The following is a 1,219-nucleotide window of genomic DNA, read 5'->3' as shown; positions in this document are numbered from 1 at the left end:
TGATGCTGTGGACGGCATCCATCAGCCGGCCCGAGCGACCAGTATGGTTATCGGGCTAGAGATGGAGGAAGTCAGATGGTGCAGCCAGTCACGGTCGGCCTCGATATCGCTAAGAACGTGTTTCACGCCCATGGCGTCGACGCTCAGGGGCAGAAGGTCATCAGCCGCAAGCTTCGCCGCGGGCAGGTCGAGGCTTTCTTCGCAAAGCTCGATCCTTGCCTCGTCGGCGTCGAGGCCTGCGCGACCGCGCATCACTGGGCCCGCACGATCACGAAGCTGGGCCATCAGGTCCGGCTCATGCCACCTGCCTACGTGAAGCCCTACGTGAAGACACAGAAGAACGATGCGGCAGATGCCGAAGCGATCTGCGAAGCGGTCACCCGCCCGAACATGCGGTTCGCGGAGACGAAGACGGTCGAGCAGCAAAGTGTTCTGGTGCTGCACCGGACACGAGCGATGTTGATCAGGCATCGGACGCGGATCGGCAACACGATCCGAGCACACCTCGCCGAGTTCGGGATCACCGAGAGTATCGGGAGGATGGGATTGTCTCGGCTGGTCGCCATCATTGCCTCGGGCGAAGATGATCGCATTCCAGAGGTGACGCGCCGCGCGTTGATGTGCCTGGTCGATCAGTATTGCCTGCTACAGGGGCAGATCCTCGAGCTCAACCGGCAGGTGTTGGCCTGGCACAAGTCGAACGCGGCGAGCAGGCGTCTTGCAACGATCCCCGGCATCGGACCCCTTGCAGCCAGCGCGCTCGTAGCCTCCGTCGGCAATGCCGCCACCTTCAAGAATGGCAGGAGCTTCGCAGCCTTCATCGGGCTAGTGCCGAAGCAATCATCCAGCGGCGGCAAAGAGCGCCTCGGGAAGATATCGAAGCGTGGTGATCACTACCTGCGATGGCTTCTCGTCGTCGGCGGTCTCGCCGTGATCCGCTATGCCCAGCGACACGGCACACGTCGCCCTTGGCTGCTCAAGCTGTTGCAACGGCGTACGACCAAGATCGCCGCGGTCGCTCTGGCCAACAAGATGGCGCGGATTGCCTGGGTGCTGATGACACGCGGCGGCTCGTATCACGAACCAGTGCCACACGCAGCATAAGGAACGAGCGAGCCCCAACGGGGCGCGCTTCACGAGGTTGGAGAGGGCAAAAGGTAAGTCATGCAGTAAGCGGTCGACCACCGGGATCAGCAAAACCCATCCGTCCCATGGCGCC

Annotated in this window: 1 protein-coding gene; it reads left to right on the top strand. The window is 62.3% G+C overall.

What is annotated here, in order from left to right:
* The first annotated feature begins 75 nt into the window (after positions 1-75).
* Positions 76-1,104 (top strand): IS110 family RNA-guided transposase, encoded by a 1,029-nt coding sequence (locus NDB2M4_RS06095; RefSeq protein ID WP_072371963.1) that lies wholly within the window; start codon positions 76-78, stop codon positions 1,102-1,104.
* Positions 1,105-1,219 lie beyond the last annotated feature (115 nt).

The sequence above is a fragment of the Hyphomicrobium sp. NDB2Meth4 genome (assembly GCF_900117445.1).
GTDB lineage: Bacteria > Pseudomonadota > Alphaproteobacteria > Rhizobiales > Hyphomicrobiaceae > Hyphomicrobium_A.
This window is presented reverse-complemented; position numbering and strand designations above follow the sequence as displayed.

Bases quoted from the DNA above. Each gene is read 5' to 3' on its own strand.
- NDB2M4_RS06095 (WP_072371963.1), top strand. From the start codon at position 76: ATGGTGCAGCCAGTCACGGTCGGCCTCGATATCGCTAAGAACGTGTTT.